A 515-nucleotide genomic window follows, 5' to 3' on the forward strand; every position below is an offset into this window, starting at 1 on the left:
CGCCCATCAATCAATAACTCGCCCACATTGGTTGGATAAAAGCCCATGAGCAAAGATGCTAACGTGCTCTTGCCGCTGCCAGTATGGCCGACCAGCGCGATAAAATCTTGATGAGCGGCTTTCAAGGAGACGTCTTTCAATACATCTTGCTTGCCATCATAACTGAACGTCAGATTACTTAGCTCAATTGAGCCCGTTTTAAGTGGTTTATGATCGTCACCGTAAGTTTGTGGCTTCGCATCAATCAACTCAAAAACACGTTCACTCGACACCAACGCTTGTTGTAAAAGTGCAAGTTGTTGGGTCATTTCAATCAGAGGTTCGGTCACACGCGCCAAATAACTGATGAACGCATAAAGTACACCGACACCAATCAACTCGACACCATTAAAGCCAAAGATGGCAACTAAGCAGAGTAGGGCAAGGCCAGCCAACAGATCCATGAGAGGCCGCAGCAGATACCCGTTTAAGCGAATCACTTTTTTGGACGCGTCCAAATGCTCAGCAGTGAGTTC

General features: G+C 46.8%; 1 protein-coding gene. It reads right to left on the bottom strand.

The genetic code is table 11. The annotated features are described in order from the left end of the window. Positions 1 to 515, bottom strand: a 515-nt coding sequence (locus R7E78_RS30615) for an ATP-binding cassette domain-containing protein (RefSeq protein WP_318059208.1), incomplete at both ends; no start/stop codon positions are given.

Source organism: Vibrio sp. YT-19(2023) (genome assembly GCF_033337395.1).